The sequence below is a fragment of the Mycobacterium sp. genome, assembly GCF_035623875.1.
GTDB lineage: Bacteria > Actinomycetota > Actinomycetes > Mycobacteriales > Mycobacteriaceae > Mycobacterium.
Window position 1 is genome coordinate 1 of the sequence record NZ_DASPSP010000285.1, and the last position, 4,313, is coordinate 4,313.

Below are 4,313 nucleotides of genomic sequence, written 5' to 3' on the forward strand. Positions count from 1 at the left end.
TGCCGAACAGGCAGACGGGCGTTCAGACGGTCATCGCGCCAGCTCTGCGAGTAAAGCGCTCCGATGGCAAGCATGAGCACGGTCGGTGCGTGGATGCCGACGGTCAGATGGATGGATTGCTCCGAGGTTGTCTCAGCGGAATGAACGCGGCCGCGTGGCACGTACAGCACGTCGCCGGCTTCCAGGCGCCAGTCGGTTGGCGGCGGAAGGCCGTCGATGGCAACCGCTTTGTCCTTCTCGCGCTGGATCTCGCGCGGCGGGCGGTCGGCGCCGAGGTACAAATGCCAGATCTTCGAGCCCTGGACCTGCAGGATCAACACGTCGTGGTCGTCGTAGTGGGGGGCCAGACCCGTCTGATCTGGCGGAGTGATGTAGGTGTTGACCTGTATCGGAAAGTTCAGCTCGACCTCGATCGAACGGGCCAACGTCCCGACCGCCCGCAGGTATTTCTCGACGCCGTCCAACACGATCGTGTAGCCGGCGGCAAAGTCGTTGCGGACACCGACAACATCGAGGCTGCCGTCAACGAGCCGGTAGCTGTCGGAGCCCTTTTTGTCTCTTCCCTTTACCAGCCGCACCGCCGATGGTTCGCGGCGAAACAACTCCAGCAGTTCGTCGATCGTCGACGGCCCAGGAAGGAGACCATCGAAATAGCCTGGGCAACCTCGCTTGATGTGGTGGTGGGTCGCTGCCCAGATGTCGTCGAGAAAGGTTTCGACGGAGAGCGGCTGAAGCAACCGGGCCAGGGAGAACTCGACGTTGACACCCGACAAGCGTTGCTGCATCTCACCTGCTCTCCGCCTCTGCCGGCCTGACCGTGATTCCAGGTTGTCAACGCCCCCGTCCGAGGCTGAAATGAATACGATTTTCATTAATAACTACCACACGGGCGTGGACCCGAAAACTACGTCTGCGACGCGACTGCGCGATAGCCAGACGCGGCGAAGCGCTCAACCGCCTCGCGCATTTCATCTGTCGCCGGGCGGCGCTCCGAAGCATCGCCGGTGAAGACCCGCGATGCTGGGTCCTTGGAGTAGAGCCGAGACTCCTCGATCATGCGTTCAATGGCAGCGGCATCGGCTTCCAGCCCAAAATGCGGGACGACGCGCTGCCAGACCGCGGCGGGCAGGTCGGCGTAGTCGACCAAGAGGCGCCGACCCGGATCGGTCGCCGCTGCGTCCAGCATCGCGCCCAGGACACGGGCCGCGAACTCGACGTGCGACATCGCGGGCACAGCGGCCGGATCGAAACCGAAAAGCCGCGCGGCCCGGTAGGGCCTGCCCTGCAGGCTGAGCCAGCCAGGCGGCTCGGCCAGAAGGGAGGCCAAGACGCGCAGCGGGTCGCGCTGGACCCAGATCCACGGCGCTTCGGGAAAGGCGGCGGCCAGGACTTCCCGGCGGCGGATGTTCCAGCTCGTGCACTTGAGCACCAGGTGCCGTTCGTCGCCGTGCCGGCGTCGGCCGAGCGCCCGGACCAGTAGCCGCACCAGCCGGACCAGTGTGGCCTCGTCGACCCGATCGGGATCGAGCCTCAGCAGCGCGTTGAGCGGCGCCGGCTCGGCGAGAACGACCACCCCCGGAACCGCGCGCAGCAGGCGCGAAACGAGCGTAGAGCCGCACCGCGACAGGTGAAAGATCAAGCCCGCCGGCTCGATTGACGGCTCGGTATCGAGAGCGACGAGCGCCTCGAGCCCGGTCCTGACGAGTGGCCTGGCATGCGGGCCCGACAACCAGCGGGCAACGGTCTCGTCGAAAAACGGGTCGACGAAGCGTTCCGCGGAAAGATCGGCCCAGTCGACCGTCGAGACGGGCCCGGAAAAATCGAACCTGATCGGTGTCCAGCGGGCGAGGTCACCGAGTTCCATCAGCGCGGCCGGTCGTCTGCGTCAGTTGTCGGGCAGCGGACAAGGAATCCGCTCACGATCAGGCTTCGGGCCAGCTCCATCTGCTGCGCCGGACGCAGCCCCGGCAGATCGCAAACGCGAAACGGCCCGGTACTACCGGAAACGAACAGCATCGCGGCTTTATGGTCGGGGCTCACGGTTATCGACAATTGAGCAAAGTGCAACGCAACCCTGTCATTAACGGTCGTCACCCGCGAGTAGAGGGGTTGGTACTTCTTCACCACCGTCTGTCCGTCGATTGCGATGGCGTTCGAGGCCTGTCCGACCGGTGGGCATTGGCCGCGGCGGACCAAGATATCCGCCAATGCGTCAAGCCCCCCTGCGATGGCGCGTGGGTCCTCGACGGTTCGGGCCGCGTCACGCAGCAGGGCGCCCAGGGTCGCCCGCGCATCCGCGTCGTCGAGGTGCCGCGGCGGCAGACGGACGTTCAGACGATCGTCGGTGAAACTCAGCGCGTTGAGCGCCGCGGCGGCAAACGTGAGCGCGGTGGGCGCGTGGATGCCCACAGTCAGGTGGACCGACGGCTCGGAGGTTGCTTCTGCCGCATGAACTCGCCCGCGCGGCACGTACAGCACGTCGCCGACGTCTAGACGCAGGTCGGTCGGTGACGACAGACCGTCGGCAACCCACTTCTCCTCACGCCGCAGCTGGTGGGGCGGCACGTCGGCGCCTTCGTACAAATGCCAGATCTTTGATCCCTGTATCTGCAGGATCAACACATCGTGCCCGTCGTAATGGGCGACGAAGCCTTGCGACTCGGGTGGCGTGACATAGGCATTGACCTTTGTCGCGAAGTTCAGTTCGACTTCGATGGCTTGCGTCAGCGAGGCAATCGCGCGCACGTACTGCTCAACATCCTCCAGCACGATCGTGTAGCCGTCGGCGAAGTCGCTGCGGATGCGGACCAGATCGAGACTGCCATCAGCACGCCGGTAGTTGTCCGAGCTCCTTTTGTCGTGCTCTCTGATCAGGCGCACCTTCGATGGCTCGGTTCGAAACGACTCCAGCAGGTTCTCAACCGCCGACCGCCCGGGCAGGAGGGCGTCGAAGTAGCTGGGGCAGCGTCGCTCGACGTGGTAGTGCGTTTTCGCCCATGTCTCGTTGAGAAACGTCTCTACCGCGAGGGGTTGCAGCAACCAGGCCAGCGAAGGCTCGACGAGAGTTCCCTTCTCGATCAATCTCAGTTCTGCTCGTGCCCGTCGAGAGGCTCGCCCTCAGGATCCCAGGTATTCGGCAGCATCGGCATTCGCGGGCCACTGCCGAACTCGTCATGGGTAAGCGTCGCCAACCCAGCCGCGTGCGTACTGCCCTTCGACACCGTCCCGGCGAACCCCAATGGCCCCGCTCCTTGGTCCGACGCCACCGTTTCCCCGCGCGGCCGCGCGCCCCAATCCGGGTCGACCGCGATGTTCATGTCCATGAACTCGTCGCCATACCCGCGCATAGTCGCACGCCTTCGCCGCCGGCGCGGCGCCGCTGCGGCCGCTGCGACAGCGGCGATCTCGGGTGCCTTCGCGGACCCACGCGACGTCGGCTCCTGAGTTTTGAGGCTGGCACTCATCCCCGACCCGACCCCGATACCGGGCGGCCCCACTGCGTAGGGCGGCACAAAACCCGGCCCACCCCCCGCGGCGGGCGGCGGCGCGGCACCGGCGACTGTGCTGGTCGCTGGCGCGGGAGAAGGACCCGGGGACGTGCCGGGCGCACCGCCCGACATGCCCATTGCGACGGGGCTACTAGTCGTCGCCGGCAAACTGGATGAATGCGGCGTCGGTGCGGGCGACACGTCAGGGGTGGGGGCCGCATCAAACTGGATGCCACCCAGCCCGGCCAGGCCCGCGAAGCCTCCCGCGGCTCCGGCCGGCACGACGAGAGGAAGTGCCAAAACTCCGGGGTAGTACTCAACGAATTGGAGCGCGTGACCAGTCTCGTCTGATATGACGCCGACCACGTCGTACTCCAGCTGTAGGAGCCCTTGCGCTGGGTTGGTTTCGATGATTTGGAGGTCCCGCGCCAGGGTGTCGATAGGTTCGGTGATTCGGTTGATGATCCAACTCAAGTCGTATGGATTCCCGGCGTCGTTGTCGACGATCGGAAGGATCCCCTTGTCGGGGATGCCTTGGCCACCGTAGGTGGCACCGGTGGTCCCGGGGCCGGTTTGGACCCCTTTGCCGGAACTCACGATTTGTGGCGCCGGATCGGTCTGCGGCGCCGCAGTCACCGCGGCAGCGGAGACCGTTTGATAGGTGGCCATCGTGGTGGCCGCCTGAATCCACATCCGCGCATAGTCGGCCTCGTTGAGCGCGATGGGAATGGTGTTGATACCAAAGAAATTCGTCGCCACCAACACCCCGTGGATCACGTGGTTGGCGGCCAGCTCCGGCAAGGTCGGCATCGCGGCCAACGCCGC

At 65.5% G+C, this 4,313-nt stretch carries 4 protein-coding genes and 1 pseudogene; all 5 read right to left on the bottom strand.

Annotated elements, in window-relative coordinates:
• Positions 1–785: cupin domain-containing protein (locus VEI45_RS23055; protein WP_324856844.1), on the bottom strand; the 785-nt coding region annotated here is incomplete at its 3' end.
• Between the two features lie 119 nt (positions 786–904).
• Positions 905–1,864 (bottom strand): sulfotransferase, encoded by a 960-nt coding sequence (locus VEI45_RS23060; protein WP_324856845.1) that lies wholly within the window; start codon positions 1,862–1,864, stop codon positions 905–907.
• Entirely contained in the window at positions 1,864–3,081 is a 1,218-nt protein-coding gene (locus VEI45_RS23065) for a JmjC domain-containing protein (RefSeq protein ID WP_324856846.1), read from the bottom strand. Before VEI45_RS23065 ends, VEI45_RS23060 begins: the two co-directional genes overlap by 1 nt.
• Positions 3,082–3,083: 2 nt before the next feature.
• A complete protein-coding gene (locus VEI45_RS23070) occupies positions 3,084–3,626 on the bottom strand; it encodes a hypothetical protein (RefSeq protein ID WP_324856847.1) in 543 nt (180 codons plus the stop codon).
• Between the two features lie 450 nt (positions 3,627–4,076).
• Positions 4,077–4,313, bottom strand: a pseudogene (locus tag VEI45_RS23075) (PPE family protein); the annotation flags it as partial.